14 protein-coding genes and 1 pseudogene are annotated in these 18,726 nt (G+C 58.6%); 11 read left to right on the top strand and 4 right to left on the bottom strand.

The window, feature by feature from the left end; all coding sequences use genetic code 11:
- Positions 1–93 precede the first annotated feature (93 nt).
- The 3 genes from uvrC to porW form a co-directional block, all read right to left on the bottom strand.
- Positions 94–1,902, bottom strand: coding sequence for an excinuclease ABC subunit UvrC (gene uvrC / locus E5J99_RS02385; RefSeq protein WP_135496114.1), 1,809 nt, complete (start codon positions 1,900–1,902; stop codon positions 94–96).
- Positions 1,903–2,065: 163 nt separating this feature from the next.
- A complete protein-coding gene (locus E5J99_RS02380) occupies positions 2,066–4,399 on the bottom strand; it encodes a penicillin-binding protein 1A (RefSeq protein WP_135496113.1) in 2,334 nt (777 codons plus the stop codon).
- 9 nt (positions 4,400–4,408) lie between these two features.
- Positions 4,409–7,432: a type IX secretion system periplasmic lipoprotein PorW/SprE gene (gene porW, locus E5J99_RS02375; RefSeq protein WP_135496112.1), complete on the bottom strand. Its 3,024-nt coding sequence runs from the start codon at positions 7,430–7,432 to the stop codon at positions 4,409–4,411.
- Positions 7,433–7,651: 219 nt separating this feature from the next.
- Here porW and E5J99_RS02370 point away from each other — a divergent pair, with 219 nt between their 5' ends.
- The 8 genes from E5J99_RS02370 to atpG all read left to right on the top strand — a co-directional run bounded on the left by E5J99_RS02370 (position 7,652) and on the right by atpG (position 13,625).
- Complete coding sequence (locus E5J99_RS02370; protein ID WP_135496111.1) at positions 7,652–7,891, top strand: AtpZ/AtpI family protein; 240 nt, start codon at positions 7,652–7,654, stop codon at positions 7,889–7,891.
- A gap of 30 nt (positions 7,892–7,921) precedes the next feature.
- Entirely contained in the window at positions 7,922–8,302 is a 381-nt protein-coding gene (locus E5J99_RS02365) for a hypothetical protein (protein ID WP_135496110.1), read from the top strand.
- Between the two features lie 36 nt (positions 8,303–8,338).
- On the top strand, positions 8,339–9,403 hold the full coding sequence (atpB, locus tag E5J99_RS02360; RefSeq protein ID WP_135496109.1) for a F0F1 ATP synthase subunit A: 1,065 nt from the start codon (positions 8,339–8,341) through the stop codon (positions 9,401–9,403).
- A gap of 51 nt (positions 9,404–9,454) precedes the next feature.
- Positions 9,455–9,715 (top strand): ATP synthase F0 subunit C, encoded by a 261-nt coding sequence (gene atpE / locus E5J99_RS02355; RefSeq protein ID WP_135496108.1) that lies wholly within the window; start codon positions 9,455–9,457, stop codon positions 9,713–9,715.
- Positions 9,716–9,854: 139 nt separating this feature from the next.
- Positions 9,855–10,349 (top strand): F0F1 ATP synthase subunit B, encoded by a 495-nt coding sequence (locus E5J99_RS02350; protein WP_135496107.1) that lies wholly within the window; start codon positions 9,855–9,857, stop codon positions 10,347–10,349.
- A 120-nt stretch (positions 10,350–10,469) separates the two neighbouring features.
- On the top strand, positions 10,470–11,033 hold the full coding sequence (gene atpH, locus E5J99_RS02345; RefSeq protein WP_135496106.1) for an ATP synthase F1 subunit delta: 564 nt from the start codon (positions 10,470–10,472) through the stop codon (positions 11,031–11,033).
- Positions 11,034–11,037: 4 nt separating this feature from the next.
- Positions 11,038–12,621, top strand: a complete 1,584-nt coding sequence (gene atpA, locus E5J99_RS02340; RefSeq protein WP_135496105.1) for a F0F1 ATP synthase subunit alpha — start codon at positions 11,038–11,040, stop codon at positions 12,619–12,621.
- A 110-nt stretch (positions 12,622–12,731) separates the two neighbouring features.
- Positions 12,732–13,625, top strand: coding sequence for an ATP synthase F1 subunit gamma (gene atpG / locus E5J99_RS02335; protein ID WP_135496104.1), 894 nt, complete (start codon positions 12,732–12,734; stop codon positions 13,623–13,625).
- Positions 13,626–13,972: 347 nt separating this feature from the next.
- Here the strand turns inward: atpG and E5J99_RS02330 are convergent, their stop codons facing one another.
- The gene (locus E5J99_RS02330) at positions 13,973–14,551 is read right to left on the bottom strand and encodes a transposase (protein WP_135496103.1); all 579 of its coding nucleotides are present in this window, start codon (positions 14,549–14,551) and stop codon (positions 13,973–13,975) included.
- A gap of 371 nt (positions 14,552–14,922) precedes the next feature.
- On the opposite strand from E5J99_RS02330, the gene E5J99_RS21745 reads away from it, so the two are divergent.
- The 3 genes and pseudogenes from E5J99_RS21745 to E5J99_RS02315 all read left to right on the top strand — a co-directional run.
- On the top strand, positions 14,923–16,989 hold the full coding sequence (locus E5J99_RS21745; RefSeq protein WP_245318673.1) for a DUF7149 domain-containing protein: 2,067 nt from the start codon (positions 14,923–14,925) through the stop codon (positions 16,987–16,989).
- Positions 16,916–18,502 (top strand): Eco57I restriction-modification methylase domain-containing protein, encoded by a 1,587-nt coding sequence (locus E5J99_RS21740; protein ID WP_317128816.1) that lies wholly within the window; start codon positions 16,916–16,918, stop codon positions 18,500–18,502. The genes E5J99_RS21745 and E5J99_RS21740 overlap by 74 nt, the downstream gene beginning before the upstream one ends.
- 40 nt (positions 18,503–18,542) lie before the next feature.
- Positions 18,543–18,726 (top strand): annotated as a pseudogene (locus tag E5J99_RS02315) (hypothetical protein); the annotation flags it as partial.

Raw genomic sequence — 18,726 nt, 5'->3', positions numbered from 1 at the left:
TTTTAGGACTACTTAGGTTCTGTAGTTCGATGACAAACAGAAAGCCCCAACCAGTAATATGGTTGGGGCTTTCTGTTTGCCAATTGTCGATGGCTACGAAGCAGCTTCTTGCTGGGCAAAATGGGCCAGTAGAATGCGGGTTTTGGCTTTGCCGACTTCGGCTACCAACTCGGCTTCCGTCAACTCTCTTATCTTTTTTACGGACTTGAACTTTGTCAGGAGCTTCTCGGCGGTGGCGGGCCCGAGTCCTTTCACATCAGTCAGCTCTGTTTTGAGGGTTGCGGCGTCGCGGCGGCTGCGGTGGAAGGTGATGCCAAAACGGTGTACTTCATCGCGCATGCGTTGAAACAAGCGCAGGGATTCGCTTCTCTTATCGATGTAGAGCGGCAGCGGGTCGTTGGGAACGTAGATTTCCTCCAGGCGCTTGGCAATGCCGATAACTGGAATCTGACCCCAGAGGTTAAGATCTTTTAGTGCTTTGACGGCCATACTGAGTTGGCCTTTGCCGCCATCCACGATAACGAGTTGCGGCAATGACGCTCCTTCGTCTACCAAGCGGCGGTAGCGGCGGGTAACGACTTCGTACATAGAGTCGAAATCGTTGGGGCCAATAACGGTTTTGATGTGATAGTGCCGGTAGTCTTTCTTGCTAGGCTTTGCGTTGCGGAAGCAGACCATGGCAGCCACCGGATTATCGCCCTGGAAGTTCGAGTTATCGAAGCACTCGATGTGTTTGGGTAATTCGGTGAGGCGCAAATCCTTCTTGATCGTTTCCATTATCCGGACCTCGTTGAGGTCTTTGGAACGGTCGTTCATGCTTTCTTTCTCCTTGCGCAGGTACAGCACATTTTTGATAGACAGCTCCAGCAGCTTGCGCTTATCGCCAATCTGAGGCACCGTGACTACTGAATTAGCAATAGGCAGCTCCGGTATAGCGATGTTGACCAGAATTTCCTTGGACTGGCTTTCAAATTCCTCCCGCATCTGCATGATCAGCGGGGCCAGAATCTCGGCGTCGGTTTCGTCCAGCTTTTTCTGCACTTCCACCGATTGGGTCAGGATAATGGAGCCGTTCATCACCTTCAGATAGTTGATGAAGGCGCTTTTCTCGTTGGCTGCGATGCTGAAAACATCAATGTTGGACAACGAGGCATTAACTATCGTCGATTTGGCTTGGAAGTCGTCGAGGCGGTCGAGCTTTTGCTTGAAAGAGTGTGCCAGCTCGAACTGCTGATCTTGGGCGGCAGCCATCATCTTCTCCCGAAAATAAGCCTTCGGTACACTCAAATTGCCGCTCAGAATGTTGCGGATTTGTTGAATGTGCTGGTTGTAGGCTTCCTCATCGGTGAAGCCTTCACAAGGGCCTTTGCAGTTACCCAAATGATACTCCAGACACACTTTAAACTTCCCAGCCGCCACGTTTTCGGGTGAGAGGTTGTAGGTGCAGGTGCGCAACGGATATAGCGCCCGAATCAGCTCCAACAGGATATTCATGGCCGTCAGATTGGCGTAGGGGCCGTAGTAGCGGGAGCCGTCGTTGATTTTATTGCGCGTGGGCAGCAGCCGCGGAAAACGCTCGTTGGTCAGGCACAGGTACGGGTAGGTTTTGCCATCCTTCAGCAGGATGTTGTATTTGGGCTGGTTCTGCTTGATGAGGTTGTTCTCCAGCAAGAAGGCATCGGACTCACTGTCGACGATGGTGAACTCAATCCGCTTGATGTTGCGGACCAGCTGCTGTGTCTTTTTGTTGTGGTCTTGTTTGGTGAAGTAGCTGCTCACCCGCTTGCGGATGTCTATGGCTTTGCCGACATAGATAATTCCTTCGTCATCGAAGAATTTGTAGATGCCCGGACGGTGGGGTAGGTGCCGTATTTGTTCTTGCAGATGGTCTGTAGCAGCCATAAAGTAGAGAGGCGAGAGCGAGGATGTATGTAACTTACAAAACAGGCCGGAGGTTGAGATAATTCGCCCTCACACCCCTGTCGTATGCCGGGCAAGCAAATAAAAAGTGGCAGGTGATTATCACCTGCCACTTTTTATTTGCTTGGACACACTGCTGGCCGGCTTAAATATCCTCGTCGTCGAGATCTTCCAGATCGGTTTGGTTGAGCTTCTGGTCGTAGGGAATGGTGTCGCGCTGGCCGCCGTAGTAGCGGCTGCAGTCGATTTCGATAGATAAGGGCTGCGCCGGCTTGGGGAAGGGGCCAGTACTGACACCGATGCTTTTATCGGCGTACACCTTACGCATAAACAGACCGTAGATGGGTAACGCCATACGAGCCCCCTGCCCGTAGGCTCCGGTGCGGAAGTGAATGCTGCGGTCTTCGCCGCCCACCCACATACCACACACAAGGTCGGGCGTGATACCCATGAACCACGCATCGGAGTAGTTGCTGGTGGTACCCGTTTTGGCCCCGATTTCATACGGAAACTTAAAACCCGTCTTCAGGATAACCGAGGTGCCGCCGGGCTCCGTGGTCGACGCCTGCAGCATATAAGTCATCAGATACGCAGTTTCTTCGCTCAACGCCTCCCGGGTCTGGGGCACAAACTCGCGCAGGACATTGCCGTTTTTGTCCTCGATGCGCGTCACCATCATCGGGGCCGTCCAGACGCCTTTATTAACGAAGGTGCTGTAGGCTCCGCTCAGCTCATAGATGCTCACGTCGCTGGAGCCGAAGCCAACGGCGGGTACGGCTTCAATAGGCGAGGTGATGCCCAAACGCTTGGCGTAGGAAACGACAGTTTCCGGTCCGAGCTTCTGCACCAGCCAAGCCGTAATGGAGTTCATGGAGCGGGCCAGGGCCTGCCGAATGGTGAACGTGCGACCCGAGAAGCCGCCCTCAAAGTTTTTGGGCGTGTAGGAAGCGCGGCCGGCTACGGGCGGGAAGGTAGTGGCTACGTCGGGCCGCTGGTAGCAGGGCGAGTAGCCTTGGTCGATGGCAGCGGTGTAGACGATAGGCTTGAACGTGGAGCCCGGCTGGCGCTTGCCCTGCTTGACGTGGTCGTATTTGAAGTACTTGAAATTGGCGCCGCCCACCCAAGCCTTTATCTGCCCATTGAGCGGATTCATGGCCATGAAGCCGGCGTGCAGGTAGCGCTTGTAGTAGGCCAGCGAATCGAGGGGCGACATGGTAACTTCCTTTTCGCCCTGCCAGGAGAAGACCATCATCTTGTATTTCTTCTTCAGATAATAGTTGATGGAGTCTTTGTTGCCATCAAAGCGGTTGGCGAGGGAGCGGTACCGCTCGGTGCGCTTGATGGACGTTTGCAGAAAGTTGGGTATCACCTTGCCGTTTTCATCGCGCCACGGCAATTGGCCTTTCCAATGCGCGTCGAACCATTTCTGCTGGAGCTTCAGGTGCTCGGCAACGGCAGATTCGGCATACTTCTGCATCCGCGAATCGACGGTGGTGTAGATCTTCAGGCCGTCGGCGTAGAGGTCATGGTCGGTTTCCTTGGCCCACTGCAGCAACGATTTGCTGACTTCGGCCCGGAAGTAGGGTGCAATGCCTTTGTTGGAGTTTTCGACGCTGTATTGCAGCACAATAGGCTTGGCAGCAGCAGCGGCATAGGCCGGCTCATCGATGAAGGCATACTTGCTCATCTGGCTCAATACCCAGTTGCGGCGGCGCTTCGAGCGTTCCGGATTGCGTACGGGGTTAAACCAGGAAGGGCCGTTGACCAAGCCTACCAGCAGCGCCGATTCTTCCAGCTTCAGGTCGCGGGGCTGCTTGTTGAAAAAGGTCTTGGCCGCTACGTTGATCCCGAAGGCATTGGACCCGAACTCAGCCGTGTTGAGGTACATGCGCAGGATTTCGCGCTTCGTGTAGTTGCGCTCCAGCTGCACAGCCACAATCCACTCTTTGGTCTTAATAATGAGGGTGCGCAGCCCGGGTACATGGTTCAGGCGGCCGTCGTTCAGGTCCTCGCGGGTCCGGAACAACATCTTGGCGACCTGTTGGGTGAGGGTGCTAGAGCCTCGCCGCACGCGCCCCGACACCATGTAATAGGGAATAGCCGCCAAGCCTTTGAAGTCGATGCCAGAATGGCCCTCGAAGCGCACGTCTTCGGTGGCAATGAGCCCGTCAATCAGGTTTTGCGGTAGGTCTTCGTAATCGACGGGAGTGCGGTTTTCGCGGAAGTACTTGCCCATCAGCACGCCATCGGCCGAATATACTTCCGACGCCAGCTCACTTCTGGGGTTTTCCAGCGTCTTGAGGTTGGGCATGCGCCCAAAGAAGTTCAGGAAGTTGACGCTTACGGCCAGGATATAGAGCATCGCGCCCAGCACGCCGCCTCCGAAGAAAAGCCAGAGAATACGGGTGAGGCTGCTGAAACGCCCCGGCCGCTGTGGTTTGCGGGAAGCTGTTTTGGACTTGGTGGCGGGGTAAGCCATGAAGGAGTACTACGGACGGTAAGTTTGCTGGTAGAAGCGCTGATACTCTTCCACATCCTTGCTTTGCAGCAGCAGCGGTAGGTTATCAATACCAATGATGAGGGTTTGGTAACCCGCGCCCCGCAATTTGCTCAGGGGCGACTGAGGGCCCCGCAGCTTCAGGGCATAGTTCTGGGCCACCTTGGCCCCCGGCAATGATTGTACCACCACCAAGTCCAGGGAATCGCCCAGCATCACCTGCTGCACCTGCAAGTTGCTGACGCGGTAGAAGCGGTTGTTGTACGTAGCCAGCTGCGTGGGCAAGGTCTGAACCGGCGCGGCAGCTTTGGGGAAAGCCAGCACCACGGCGTGTCCCGCGCTCAGGTTGTTGGAGTAGGGCGTTGCGGGCTTCGCCGGTGCCGACGGCGGAGTGGCTGGGCTTGCGCTGTTGGTGGGAACAGGTGTGCTGGTGACGGGCGCAGTAGTAGGAAGAGCGGGCTCCACGGCGCTAACCGGGGGCGCAACAGCAGGCTGAGGGGCCTTGGTGGCGGGGGCAGTCTTTTTCCCGGGTTTTGTCTTGCCTGGTGCCGCTTTATCTGGAGTGGTAGAGGCTGGTGGGAGCGGAACTATTGGGTTAGCCGCAGGCGTGGGAGCAGCTCCACTGGCCGGTGTCTCGTCGGCCCCGTAGAAAATGCGTAGCCGATTATCTACCTCGCCCGGCCGGAACATCGACACCGTTGGCTTGTCGGTCGAGGCTAGCGCCCCCGCTATCTGCCCTTCTTCGTAGCGCTTGTAGCTGCCGAGCAAGTCCCGGGCCTGGGCGCTCAATGGGCTTTCCGGATACTCCTGCTGGAACTTGTCGACGGCTAGCCTGGCCGTGGCTGGCGGCTGGGTCCGGATGATAAGTAAGGTGTTCAAATAAGCCACCCGGTCGTTAAGGTCACTCACCGGGTTTTGCTTTTTAGCCCGAGCCAGCACCGTTGCCGCCTTTTTGAACTCCTGTTTTTTGTAGAATGCAAAAGCCGAGTCAATCTGCACTGCCACCTGCTCGTTGGCAATGGAGGTGCGCCGCAGATATTCCGGGTCAGCTACCAGGCGAGCGTAGGAGGACGTAGGAAATTGCTGACGCAGGCGCTGGGCAAAGCCCTCTGCTTTGGGGTCGTTCAGGTCTTTGTAAATAAGGTACAAGCTATAGTAAGCCTCGGGCGAGTGGCTACTCTTCGGAAAGTTTGTAACCAGCTTTTCGTAGGTTTCGGCCGCCCGAAGGGGCTCTTTGAGCTGCTGGCTATAAATGCCGCCCAGGGCAAACAGCGCTTCTTCCACCAGCTTTTGCGAGGCCTGCATTTGTGCTTCCGTCAGCGGTAAGCTTTGGCGGTACGTGGCTGCCAGTTCCCGGGCCTGTACCGCTGGATCGACGGCCGGAGCCAGCACCGCGCCCGAAGATGGGTTGACGCTTGTGCTGCCAGCGCCCGCAATCGAGAGCGGAACGTTGCCACCCTGCGACGTAACCGGCGACGACGAGGCCTGACTGCTGAGACGCCAGTTGTCCTGCAGCTGCCGGTCGCCCCATTTGCGGATGAAGTCCGACTTGGCCGTGCTCAATGCTGTTGGGTTATCGAAGTACCATTGGGTGCCGCCCGCACCGTTGGCCAATGCCAGCGGATCGATATCCGGCTCGCCGGGCCTGAGTGAGTTGATGCTGCCACTGGTAGCCTGACGTTCCTGGCGGGCCGCCAGCTCCAGCCGCGCGGCCAGCCGGTCGGCTTCTTTCTTGCGCGCCGCTACTTCGGCGGTAGCAAACGTTAACAGCTGCGTGCGCAACGCCGCCGAGTCGAGCCGGGCCAGCGTTTGGAGGCTGTCCTGGGTTTCAACGATGGTAATTTGCTTGGCAAACTCCTTCAGTACTTCGCTCCGCTCGGCCGTGGCCGCATACTCCGGCACTTCGCGGGCCATGTTCTGCACGGTGCTGTCGTAGTAGGTGGCGGCCAACCGGTATTTTTGCAGGTTCTCGTAGTAGATACGGCCCGCTAACAAGTAGGTATAGGCCTTCTGCGCCCGGTTATTCGTGTTGCCTCTGGCCGCCTTGCGCAGCAGCCCCAACGAGGTGTCGTAGCGCTGCTGGCGGTATTCCAGGCGCGCCATCTCGTAGTATATCTTATCGGTATACTCCTTGTTCTTAGTGTCTTTGAGCAGCTTGGCGAAATACTTGTCCAGGCGGGCCCGGTCAGTGGCATTCAGGTCCGAAACCTGCCCCAGCATCAGTTTCGAGAAGAAATCCAGCTCGTAGGGCGGGTTCTTCTTCAGAATCTTATTGAGCTGCGCATACGCCTGCTTATCCTGCCCCGCGGCCTGATAGAGCTGCGCCAGAATGTAGCGCGTGCGCGACTGCTCGTTTTTGGGCGTGACATAAGGAACCGCTTTTTCCAGGTTCGCAATGGCCAGCTTCTGGTCGCCGGTAAGGAGGTAGTACTCCGCCCGGGTCAAAAACAACTCCCGGGCATTGGCCTCCACGCCTTTCTCTTTGTCCAGCAAATCGGAAACGGCCGCCGCATTCTCGTACTCCTTCAGCGCCAGAAAAGTGCGCATCAGCCAGATTAACGCCTCGTGCTTGGTGTTGAGGTCTTTGCTGGTCGTGTTAACGTATTTAAACGTCTTGCCCGCGTCCTCATATTCCTTCTTGTAGTAGCGCGCTTTGCCAATCAGCAAATAGCTGTCGTCGGTCCAGTCGCTGCCGGGGCGGTGCTGAATAGGAATCGACGCCTTCTTGACAATATCATCCAGGTCGGCGGTAATACGGCCCACGGTGGCATCATCCAGGGTCGGGAACAGCGGCAAAACCCGGTTGTAGTCGTTTTCGCGGGCTTTGTAGAGGGCATCTTCCGTGGCCCGCATCTTCTCGCGGGCCAGAAAAAAGCCATTGTCGCGGGCGACGATGTTTTCGTAGGCATGGCCCAGCACGGACTTGCGCTCCGAAGAGCAGGCCGTCACGCCCAGCAGCAACAGCAGCAGGACAGCAGGGGCAAGGAGCAGGCGGAAAAGCGGATACTTCGTCAAAGCAGATAGTAGGGTCGAGGCCTCAGATTGCAGATTGAAACGCGCACTCTCCGCTGATTCGTTCGTTCAGCCGGTTCACGCCGCTCCTACAACGTAGCGCTGTGGGTAAAATTACGGTTTTTCCGTAGCCGCCGTCGTTTGCTTGCGTATCGGGCACTCCGGGTAGCCGTCACTGCCCGGAAAATCAATACTTTCGCACCCCCCAAACCCGCTCCCGCCATGGCCGCTGCTCCTGCTTCACCCCCAGACCCCAACGAAACCGACCGGCTGCGGGCTTTTGCCAAATACTCCGGCCTGGCCTTTCAGATGCTGGCTATACTAGGCCTCTGCACCTGGGGCGGCCTCAAGCTGGATGAGTACTTTCACAACGACCAACCGTGGTACACCATCAGCCTGATGGTCTTTGGCCTGGTTGCCGCCACCTACCAGGTCATTCGCTCCCTTTCCCGCAACGAATAAGTAGTAGCAGTGCAGTTTCTTCGTAACTTTTTGATTTTCTGTGTCATCGTCTGGGCCGTCATGTATGGCCTGCAGATGCAGTTTGGGGTGGCCGTTATTCACCCCCTGGCCTACTATATCTTCGGCTTTTTTGCCGTGCTCACCGCCCTGACCTATTGGCTGACGGCAGTGCTGCTTAAGGCCAATCCGGACGGGTTTATGGTGGCTTTCTTCGGGGGTATGGTCCTGCGGCTGCTCTTGTCGGTAGCGTTGGTGCTGGTCTACCTATATAGAGGAGGTGCCAACGAAGGCCACGGCACCTGGACCTTCCTCGGGAGCTTCTTCCTTCTGTATTTCTTATTTGCCGGGTTTGAAATCTGGAGCATCCTGAGTAACTTGCGCCCGTTTTCAAAACCGGGTGAAAGCCAATAAGCAAGGTTTTGCGAGCACAACCCTAATCCTCTTTGAATGAAGCGTTTACTGATAGCTCTCTTTTGCATTCTTTCGCTTCCTGTGTTTGCCAACGAACCCGTCGCAACGCAGGCCGAAGCAACCGACAAGGAGGCCTTCAGCCCCAGCGAGATGATTCTGCACCACATCGGGGACTCGCACGAATGGCATTTCGCTACCCTCGGCGACGAAGAGCATGGCACCCATTTCACCATTCCGCTGCCCGTTATTGCCTACCAGCCTACCAAGGGACTGAGCGTATTCTCCTCGTCCAACCTGGCGCATGGCGAAGCCTATAATGGCCTGAAGCTGGAGCACGAACACCTCGTAGCCGAAGATGGCAGCAAAGTATACGACTTCTCGATTACCAAGAACGTGGCCTCGCTGTTGCTGAGCGCAGTAATTTTGCTGCTCGTGTTTACTGCCGTGGCCCGTGGCTACCGCAAAAACCACGGCAAAGCCCCCAAAGGCGTACAGTCGTTTTTCGAGCCGATCATCACCTTCATCCGCGACGAAGTAGCCAAGAAGTCTATCGGGCCGAAGTACGAGCGCTACATGCCGTATCTGCTCACCATCTTCTTTTTCATCTGGTTCAACAACCTGCTGGGCCTCATGCCGGGCGCGGCCAACCTCACCGGCAACATCGCCGTGACCATGACCTTGGCTCTGATGACGCTTGTCATCACCCTGGCCAGCTCCAATAAAAACTACTGGGCCCACATCTTTGCCACGCCCGGCGTACCGAAGCCCTTGCTGCTCATCATGATTCCGGTGGAATTGATCGGTGTGGTGGTAAAGCCCTTCTCCCTGATGATTCGACTGTTTGCCAACATCACGGCCGGTCACATTGTGGTGCTGAGCTTCATCAGTCTGATCTTCATCTTCCAAAGCATCTATATCAGCCCCGTGACGCTGGCTTTCGGCCTGTTCATCAACGTGCTGGAGTTGCTGGTGGCCATCTTGCAGGCCTACATCTTCACGCTGCTCACGGCCATGTACATCGGCGGCGCAGTAGAAGACCACCACGATGCTGATTTTCAGATGGGTGGCGGCGATGGTGCCGAGCCGGCCCACGCACACTAAGTATTTCTTACCCGATTTTTTCGTTTTTCACTTCTCTCTAATTTCTGTTTTATGCTTCTTTCTCTGTTGTTGCAGGTTGCGAATTCTGCTGGTCTGGCTGTAATGGGTGCCGGTATCGGTGCTGGTCTGGTTGCTCTGGGTGTTGGTCTGGGTATCGGCCGTATCGGTGGTAGCGCCATGGAGGCCATCGGCCGCCAGCCAGAAGCTTCCGGCAAAATCCAAACGGCTATGCTGATCGTAGCGGCTCTGATCGAAGGTCTGGGCTTGTTCGCAGTCGTAGTCTGCCTGCTGATTTCGTTCAAACTCCAGTAGAGGAGGCACCCCCAGGACAGCCCGCTGCGCATCGCTTCGGCGCACGGCGCGGCGGGCTGACTTGGCTTTTTTGGGTTGCTGGAAAGGGTGAGTTCACTCCTTTCTTCTCCTCGATACTCCCACTTCCTACTCTGAGTATATGGAATTGATAACCCCCAATATTGGCCTGATCTTCTGGCAGCTGGTGATTTTCCTCATCGTGCTGTTCCTGTTGGCCAAGTTTGCCTGGAAACCTATTCTTGGCTCCCTCAAAGAGCGTGAGGATTCCATCGAAAATGCGTTGCGCATGGCCGACCAGGCCAAGCTGGAAATGCAGCAGCTGAAGGCCGGCAACGAAAAGCTCATTGCCGAAGCTCGCATGGAGCGCGACAAGATGATGCAGGAAGCCTCCCAAATGGCCAACCAGCTCATCGAGCAGGCAAAGAACAAGGCCACCGAAGAAGGCAGCCGCATGATCATGCAGGCCCGCGAAGCCATTCAGAATGAGAAACACGCTGCGCTGACCGAAGTGAAAAACACGGCCGCGAAGCTCTCCATCGATATTGCTGAGCGCATCCTGCGTCGTGAGCTGGCTGATTCCGGCTCGCAGCAGCAACTCGTGGACTCGTACCTGAAGGATGTAAAGTTGAACTAGGTTATTGGGGTCTTAGGGCCTTGGGGTTTTGACGTAAGTTTTTACCCTTTGCTGTCTATCGGCTTGCGTCGAAAAACACAATCCAAGACCCAACGCCCCAAGCCCCTAAGACCCCAAAATATGTCTGAACAACGAGTTGCCTCCCGCTACGCCAAGTCCCTACTGGATCTGGCTGAGGAGCGTGGGACGCTGGAGCAAGTAAAAGGTGACATGGATTTGTTCCGCAAGACGCTGGAGCAAAACCGTGACCTGCGCCTGTTGCTGCGCAACCCCATCGTGAAGCACGATAAGAAGCTAGCCATTCTGCGCGCCATTTTCGGCGGCAAAGTGTCGGATATCACGGAGAAGTTTTTCGCCATCGTGACCCAGCACAACCGCGAAAGTGCCCTGGAATGGGTCGCTACCGAGTTTCAGAGCCAGTACGATGTGCGTCGTGGCATGCAGGTAGCCAAAGTGACTACCGCTTCGCCCCTGGCTCCTGCATTGCGCGAAGAATTGAACAAAGTAGTGCGCGAGCAGTCGGGCCTGCAAAACGTGACGCTCGAAGAGTCGATTGATGAGTCCCTCATCGGTGGGTTCATTCTCCGCGTCGGCGATAAGCAGCTCGACGAATCGGTGCGCACGAGCTTGCGCAAGCTGCGCAATTCTTTTAACGAGAACCCCTACCAACACCATATAAATTAACAACATGGCAGACGTGCGTCCGGATGAAGTATCCGCCATTCTGCGGGAGCAGCTGTCCAACTTCAAGACCGAAGCCGAACTCGAAGAGGTTGGTACGGTGCTTCAGGTTGGTGACGGTGTAGCCCGTATCTACGGTCTGGGCAATGCCCAGGCGGGGGAATTGATTGAATTTGAAAACGGCCTGCAAGCGCTGGTTCTCAACCTGGAAGAAGACAACGTAGGTGCCGTAATGCTCGGCGACTACTCGGCTATCCGGGAAGGTGCCACGGTGAAGCGGACCAATAAGATTGCTTCGATCAAAGTCGGGGAAGGCATCATTGGCCGCGTGGTCAACACGCTGGGCCAGCCCATCGACGGTCGGGGCCCTATTGCCGGTGACCTCTACGAGATGCCCCTGGAGCGCAAGGCTCCCGGTGTAATCTTCCGTCAGCCGGTAAACGAGCCGCTGCAAACCGGTATCAAGGCTATCGACGCCATGATTCCGATTGGCCGTGGCCAGCGGGAGCTCATCATCGGTGACCGTCAGACGGGTAAGTCGACGGTAGCCCTCGATGCTATCCTGAACCAGCGCGAGTTCTTCGAGCGGGGCGAGCCTGTTTTCTGCATCTACGTTGCCGTGGGTCAGAAGGCCTCCACGGTAGCCCAGATTGTGCAGTCGCTGACCAAAGGCGGCGCTATGGACTACACCGTAGTTGTGGCCGCTTCGGCTGCCGACCCGGCTGCCCTGCAATTCTACGCTCCCTTCACCGGTGCTGCCATCGGCGAATTCTTCCGCGATACGGGTCGTCCGGCCCTGGTGGTCTACGACGACTTGTCGAAGCAGGCCGTGGCCTACCGCGAGGTGTCGCTGTTGCTGCGTCGTCCTCCCGGACGTGAGGCATATCCCGGCGACGTGTTCTATCTGCACAGCCGCCTTCTGGAGCGGGCCGCGAAGATCAACGCTTCCGACGTTATTGCCCGCGACATGAACGACCTGCCCGAGAGTATCAAGCACTTGGTGAAAGGTGGTGGTTCGCTGACGGCTTTGCCGATCATCGAAACCCAGGCTGGTGACGTTTCCGCCTACATCCCAACCAACGTAATTTCGATTACGGACGGTCAGATCTTCCTGGAGACGAACTTGTTCAACTCCGGTGTGCGTCCAGCCATCAACGTTGGTATCTCGGTATCGCGCGTGGGTGGTAACGCTCAGATCAAGTCGATGAAGAAAGTGGCCGGTACGCTGAAGCTCGACCAGGCTCAGTTCCGCGAGCTGGAAGCCTTCGCCAAGTTCGGCTCCGACCTCGATGCTTCGACCAAGCTCACCATCGAGCGGGGTCGTCGTAACCTCGAAATCCTGAAGCAGCCCCAGTTTTCGCCCGTGAAGGTGGAAGACCAGGTAGCTATCATCTACGCGGCTACCAACGGTCTGCTTGACCTGGTGCCGGTGGATAAGGTGCGGGCGTTCGAAACTGAGTTCCGCCAGGTGATGCAGTCGCGCCACCCCGAGGAGCTGAAGTCGCTGAAAGCCGGTAAGCTCGACGACGGGATTACCAACGCCATCCGTCAGGTTGCCAAAGACCTGTCGGCGGTATACGCTAATAAGTAGTTTCTTCTGTTATCCTGCGCTTGCGAAGGATTTTATCGCAGGTGAACGAGTAGTTCTCGCGTGATAAGGTCCTTCGCAAGCGCAGGATGACGGGATAAATAAAACAATACATGGCAAGCTTAAAAGAAGTCCGCAACCGCATTGTATCGGTGCAAAGCACGCAGCAAATCACCAAAGCCATGAAGATGGTGGCGGCGGCTAAGCTGCGTCGGGCCCAGGATAACATCCTGCGCATGCGCCCCTACGCGCAGCGGCTCAATAGCATTCTGAGCAACCTGACCAGCCAGATCGGCGACGATGTGGTGAGCGACTATGGGGTGCAGCGCGAGGTGCGCCGTGTGCTGATTATCGCCATTACGTCGGACCGGGGTCTGGCCGGCGCATTCAACAGCAACATCTTCAAAGGGGTGAATGCACTGATTGCGGAACGGTATGCTGCGCAGGCGGCGGCCGGTGCCGTTACGGTGCTGGCTATTGGCAAGCGGGCTCACGAGTACTTCTCGAAGCGCGGCCCGGTGCTGGGTAACTACACCCACGTATTTAGCCAGCTCTCGTTTGATACGGTGCGCGTAGCGGCCGAGCAAGCCATGGAAGGTTTCCGCACGGGGCAGTTCGACGAAGTAACGATGGTCTACAACGAGTTCAAGAACGTGGCCACGCAAGTGGTACGGGCTGAGCAGCTGCTGCCGCTGGTAGCCGCCGAGGCTCCCGCTGCTTCGGCCGCTGCTTCGAACGTGGACTACATCTTCGAGCCCTCGCAGGAGGAAATCGTGCAGACCCTGATTCCGCAGTCGTTGAAAGTGCAGCTCTACAAGGCCGTACTGGAAAGCAACGCTTCGGAGCACGGTGCCCGCATGACGGCCATGGACAAAGCCACGGAAAACGCCGGCGAGCTGCTCAAGTCGCTCAAGCTGACCTACAACCGCACGCGCCAGGCGGCTATTACCACCGAGATTCTCGAAATCGTGGGTGGGGCCGAAGCCCTGGCGGCCAGCCGCGGCTAAGAAAGCTGTTAGAATTTGTGAAAAGGCCCGCTTCCGCAAGGAGGCGGGCCTTTTTTGCATGCTACCGAAGTGCCCCGGTCGGACGGCACCGTCCCTGCGGCCTAGAGTTGTGTCTCTACGTCGTTCGCATGTTGTTGGTCCCGCGGCAGCCCCGCTCGTTCAACGATTGAGACGCGAAGGGTCGCGTCTCTACGTCGTTCGCATGTTGTTGGCCCGGCGCGGTTCCCATCGTTCAACGAGGAGATGCGAAGGGTCGCGTCTCTACGTCGTTCGCATGTTGTTGGCCCGGCGCGGTTCCGCTCGTTCAATGACGTGTCGTTGTGCTGGCGTACGGGGGGGGCGGGGGATTAGCGGTAGAGGCCCTCACCGTTGTCCCATTCCTGCTCCCAGCGGGTGGGATTGGTAAGGATGTAGGCACGGATGCGGGTCAGCTCTTCGTCGGAGCGCACGATTCGGTCGTGGAAGCGGGGCTGCCAGGCGAAAGGCAGGCCCTGGGTGCGGGCGAAAGTGGTGACCCCGGACTTGAAGCCGCGTACGACGGCAGCCAGGTTTCGGCATTGGGGGCCAAAGTGGTTTTCGTAGCTGAGCGGTGCCTCGGAAGGTTCTGGTTGGTCGAAGAGAACCAGGCCGTGAACGTGGTCGGGCATGAGTACGAAGGAGTCGAGGGTCGCGAAAGGAGCGAAGTAGGGGATGCTGGCCCAGCCGGCCAGCACGCGCTGTCCCAGGATGGTCGGCCGGACGAAGGCGGCGTCCCAATCGCCGGCGGGCACGGCCACGGTGCCCAGGTAGGGCTGCCGGCCCTGGGTGCAGATGGTAATAAAGTAAGCGCCGCTTTGGCGGTAATCGTAGCCCGGCCGGCGGGTGGAAGCGATGCGGTATGTATCCCGGAAGAGGTCGGAGGCAGCCATGCGGGGAATATAGTACATAAGGCAGGCAAGACAGCGCTTCGCCCCCAGAGCATATCATAGCTGCCCGGAACCGCGCCGGGCCAACAACGTGCGAACAACGGCAACCGCGCCGGGCCAACAACATGCGAACGACGTAGAGACGCGACCCTTCGCGTCTCAATCGTTGAACGAGCGGGGCTGCGCGGGACCAACAACGTCAGCAACGATTGAGACGCGAAGGGTCGCGTCTCTACGTCGGGCAACGAGGGGAACCGTGCCGGGCCACCAATATCAGCAACGATTGAGACGCGAAGGGTCGCGTCTCTACGTCGGGCAACGAGCGGGGCCGGGCCAACAGCGGCGCGGCGCGGTACGGGGGTTTGGGCGGCGGCCCGTACCTTGTAGCCTCTATGCTACAACCCCAATTACTCTCGCCCGATACTGCCACCGCCGCGCTGCGCCGCCTCAAGCCCACCCCCGAGCAGCTCGCCGAATTTCGGGGGCATCTGGCTGAGATGTTCCGCCACCTCGACCCCAACAAGATTGAGCGGCACGGCGAAACCCATATTCTTGACTTTCTGCGCAGCGTGAGCCGGCCCGCCGAGGGCGGCACCCGCTACGGCAACGTGCACGGCAAGCGCGACCTGGTGCTGCACCTCGGCGACACGGCCGACTCGCCGGTGGGCGTGGTGCTGGAAGTGAAGGGCCCCAAGAACCCCAAGGAAATGCTGGCCCCCGACGACCTCAACCGCAAGGCCTTGCACCAACTGCTGCTCTACTACCTCGAAGACCGCACCGACGACAAAGCCGACGACTTCCGCCGCCTCATCATCACCACCGGCTACGAGTGGTACGTGTTCGACGCCACCGACTTCAACCGTCTGTTCTGGAAGGACAAGGCTTTCGTGAAGGACTTCCGCGACTGGAAGGCCGGGGCCAAGGCCAGCTCCGATACTGACTTCTTCTACAAAAGCATTGCCGGCCGCAAGCTGGCCGCCCTGGACGGCGAGCTGCGCGTGGCCTACGTAGACCTGCGCCCCGGCCTGCCCGCTACGCCCGCCGCCCTCACGGCCCTCTACCGCCTGTTTCACCCCGCCTACCTGCTCAAGGAGCCCCTCACCGGCCGGCGCGACCCCAACACGCTCAACCAGGAGTTCTACCACGAGCTGCTCTACCTCATGGGCCTGCGCGAGGACAAGCAGGGCGGCGTGCGCCGCATCGGGCGCTGCCCCGAGGGCGAGCGGCAGGCCGGCTCCCTGCTCGAAAACACCCTGCGCAAGCTCGAAACCGGCCACGGCCTCAACTACGTGCCCGAGGCCGACCGCCTCCGCTACGGCGACACCGCCGCCGCCCAGCGCGAGGGCGTGGCCCTGGCCCTGTGCCTGATGTGGGTCAACCGGCTGCTGTTTCTCAAGCTGCTGGAGGGCCAGCTCGTGCGCTACCACGAGGCCGCCCACGCCGCCGCCTTCCGCTTCCTGCACCCGGCCCGCCTCTCCGACTACGACGAGGTGCTCACCCTTTTCTTTGAGGTGCTCAACCGTGCCCCCGCCGACCGTGCCCCCGACGTGGCCGCCCAGTTTCCGGAGGTGCCCTACCTCAACTCCTTCCTCTTCGAGCCCAGCGACCTGGAAGGCCAGACCTTCGACATCAGCGGGCTGCGCGATGGGCTGGGGCTGGCCCCGTTTCCGGGCTCGGTGCTGCGCAAGGTCGGGGCGCCGGTGGTGCCGCCGGCCAAGGCCCACACCAGCGCCGCCCCCCCAGTGGGCCGCGCTGCCCTATCTGCTGCACTTCTTCGACGCCTACGACTTCGCCACCGACCCTACCACCTCCCACGCCGCCGCCCCCGGTGCCGCGCCCACGGCCCGGCCCCTGCTCTCGGCGGCCGTGCTGGGCCTCGTGTTCGAGAAGATCAACGGCTACAAGGACGGCTCGTTCTACACCCCCGGCTTCGTGACGATGTACATGGCCCGCCAGACGCTAAGCCGGGCCGTGGTGCGCCACTTCGCTCAGGCCCCGCAGTTCGGGGAGCTGGCCGGCTGCGAAACGCTGGAGGAGCTGCTCGATGCCGTGGCCCCCGCCAAGCGGCCCCAGCGCCGCCTGTATGCCGCCCACTTCAACACTCTTACCGTGCTCGACCCCGCCGTGGGCTCGGGCCACTTCCTGGTGAGTGCCCTCAACGAGCTGCTGGCCCTCAAAAGCCGCCTGGGCTTATTCCTGGACGAAGACGGGGCCCAGCTGCCCTACACCCTGGAAGTGGAGCACGACGAGCTGGTGGTCACGGATGCCGACGGCCTGCCCGCGCCCTACCGCGTGGCCACCTTCGACGCGGCCACCGGCCAGCGCACCGTAGGCCCCGAGCGCACTCGCTTGCAGCAGGCCTTGTTCCGGGAAAAGCGCGCCCTGATGGAGCACGCCCTGTTCGGCGTCGATCTGAACCCCAACTCGGTGCGCATCTGCCGGCTGCGCCTCTGGATTGAGCTGCTCAAGCACGCCTACTACAAGCCCGGCACCCAGTGGCGCGAGCTGGAAACGCTGCCCAACCTCGACCTGAACGTGAAAACCGGCAACTCCCTGCTGGCCCGCTTTCCCCTCGATGCCGACCTGTCGGAAGTATTCCAGAAGGGCACGTTCTCGCTGCGGGAGTACTGGGGGGCCGTGCACGACTACTTCAGCAGCCGGGGGCGCGACGACAAGAACAAGCTGCTGGGCTTCTTTCAGCAGCTCAAAGAGCAGTTTGCGGCCGTGCTGCACAAGAAGGACGCCAAGCGGGAGAAGCTCCGCTTGGCCCGTAACAAAGTCATTGTCCTCAGCACGCAGACTTCGCTCATTCCCGAGACGAAGAAGCAGGAAGAAGCCCGCTACTTTGAAATGCGGATGCTGGAACGACTGGCCGACCAACTCCAAGCCGAGATTGAAGCCCACGAGCAGGGCACCCTCTACCGCGACGCCTTCGAATGGCGCTTCGAGTTTCCGGAGGTGCTCGACGAGGCCGGCCGGTTTCGCGGCTTCGACGTGGTGCTGGGCAACCCGCCCTACATCCGGCAGGAAGAGTTTGCCGCCCTCAAGCCCCACTTCAAAAGCCGCTTCGGCCACGTCTTTGCCGGCACGGCCGACCTCTACGTGTACTTCCTGCAACTCGGGGCCGAACTGCTGGCCCCCGGTGGCGAGTTGTCGTACATCGTGCCCAATAAGTGGCTGCGGGCCGGCTACGGCGCGCCGTTGCGCGGCTGGCTGGCCGCCAATCAAACGCTGGTAGAGTTCGTGGACTTCGGCGACTTGCCGGTATTTCCCGAAGCCACCACCTACCCCGCCATCGTGGCCCTGCGCCAAGGTGTGCCCAAAGCGGAAAGTGCCTTCCGCGCCGCTGCGTTGCCGGAGTTGCCGTCTCTTGGCTTCGACGCCTATGTGGCTGGCTTAGCTAAAACAGTTAATCAATCTGGTCTGAAATCCAGTGGGTGGAATTTAGCTGAAGTCGAAGCGCAGGATATATTGGATAAAATGCGTGCGGCCGGCAAACCATTGGTTGAGTACATCAATGGAAAGATGTATAACGGTGTTAAAACAGGTTTTAATGAAGCCTTCGTTCTTGACGCAAATACCCGGCAAGCGTTGATAGATGCTGACCCCAATTCAATTCAGTTTATTAAGCCATTCCTGGCGGGGCGTGACGTGAGACGCTATCAACAGCCCGACTCTGAAAACTATCTTCTTTACATCGACTGGGGTTTTAATCTGCCAAAGTTTCCTGCCATTGAAGCCCACCTGCTGAAATACAAAAAACAACTTGAGGCACGCGGTGAGGCCAAAGCAGGCCGGTATCCTTGGTATGCGTTGGAGCGTCCAAGACCAGAGACGCAACAGGAATTTGAGAAGCTTAAGATTAGCTGGCCAGGAGTTAGCAAGGAGCCTTCGCCTTTTGCTTTCGATACACGAGGCTTTATTGGCAATGATAACGTCCAGATAATTGTCACAGATATAGCAGATTCGTGAACGGTGTATCTTACGGCGAGGTTTGGTCGTAAGTCCCAGGATGCAAGCTTATTCACTGGATTTACGCACGCGCGTGGCTGCGGCGTGTCAGCACCCCGGGGCGCGGCAGGCTGCGGTGGCCGAGCGCTTCGGCGTGAGTGTGCCGTTCATCAAGAAACTGCTGCGCCGCCAGCGGCAGACCGGCTCGTTAATGGCCAAGCCGGCCAGCGGCGGGCGGGCCCGTT

The organism is Hymenobacter elongatus, from assembly GCF_004745955.1.
In the GTDB taxonomy this organism is placed as follows: domain Bacteria; phylum Bacteroidota; class Bacteroidia; order Cytophagales; family Hymenobacteraceae; genus Hymenobacter; species Hymenobacter elongatus.
Note: the sequence above shows the minus strand (reverse complement) of the source record. Positions and strands in the feature narration are given on the sequence as shown.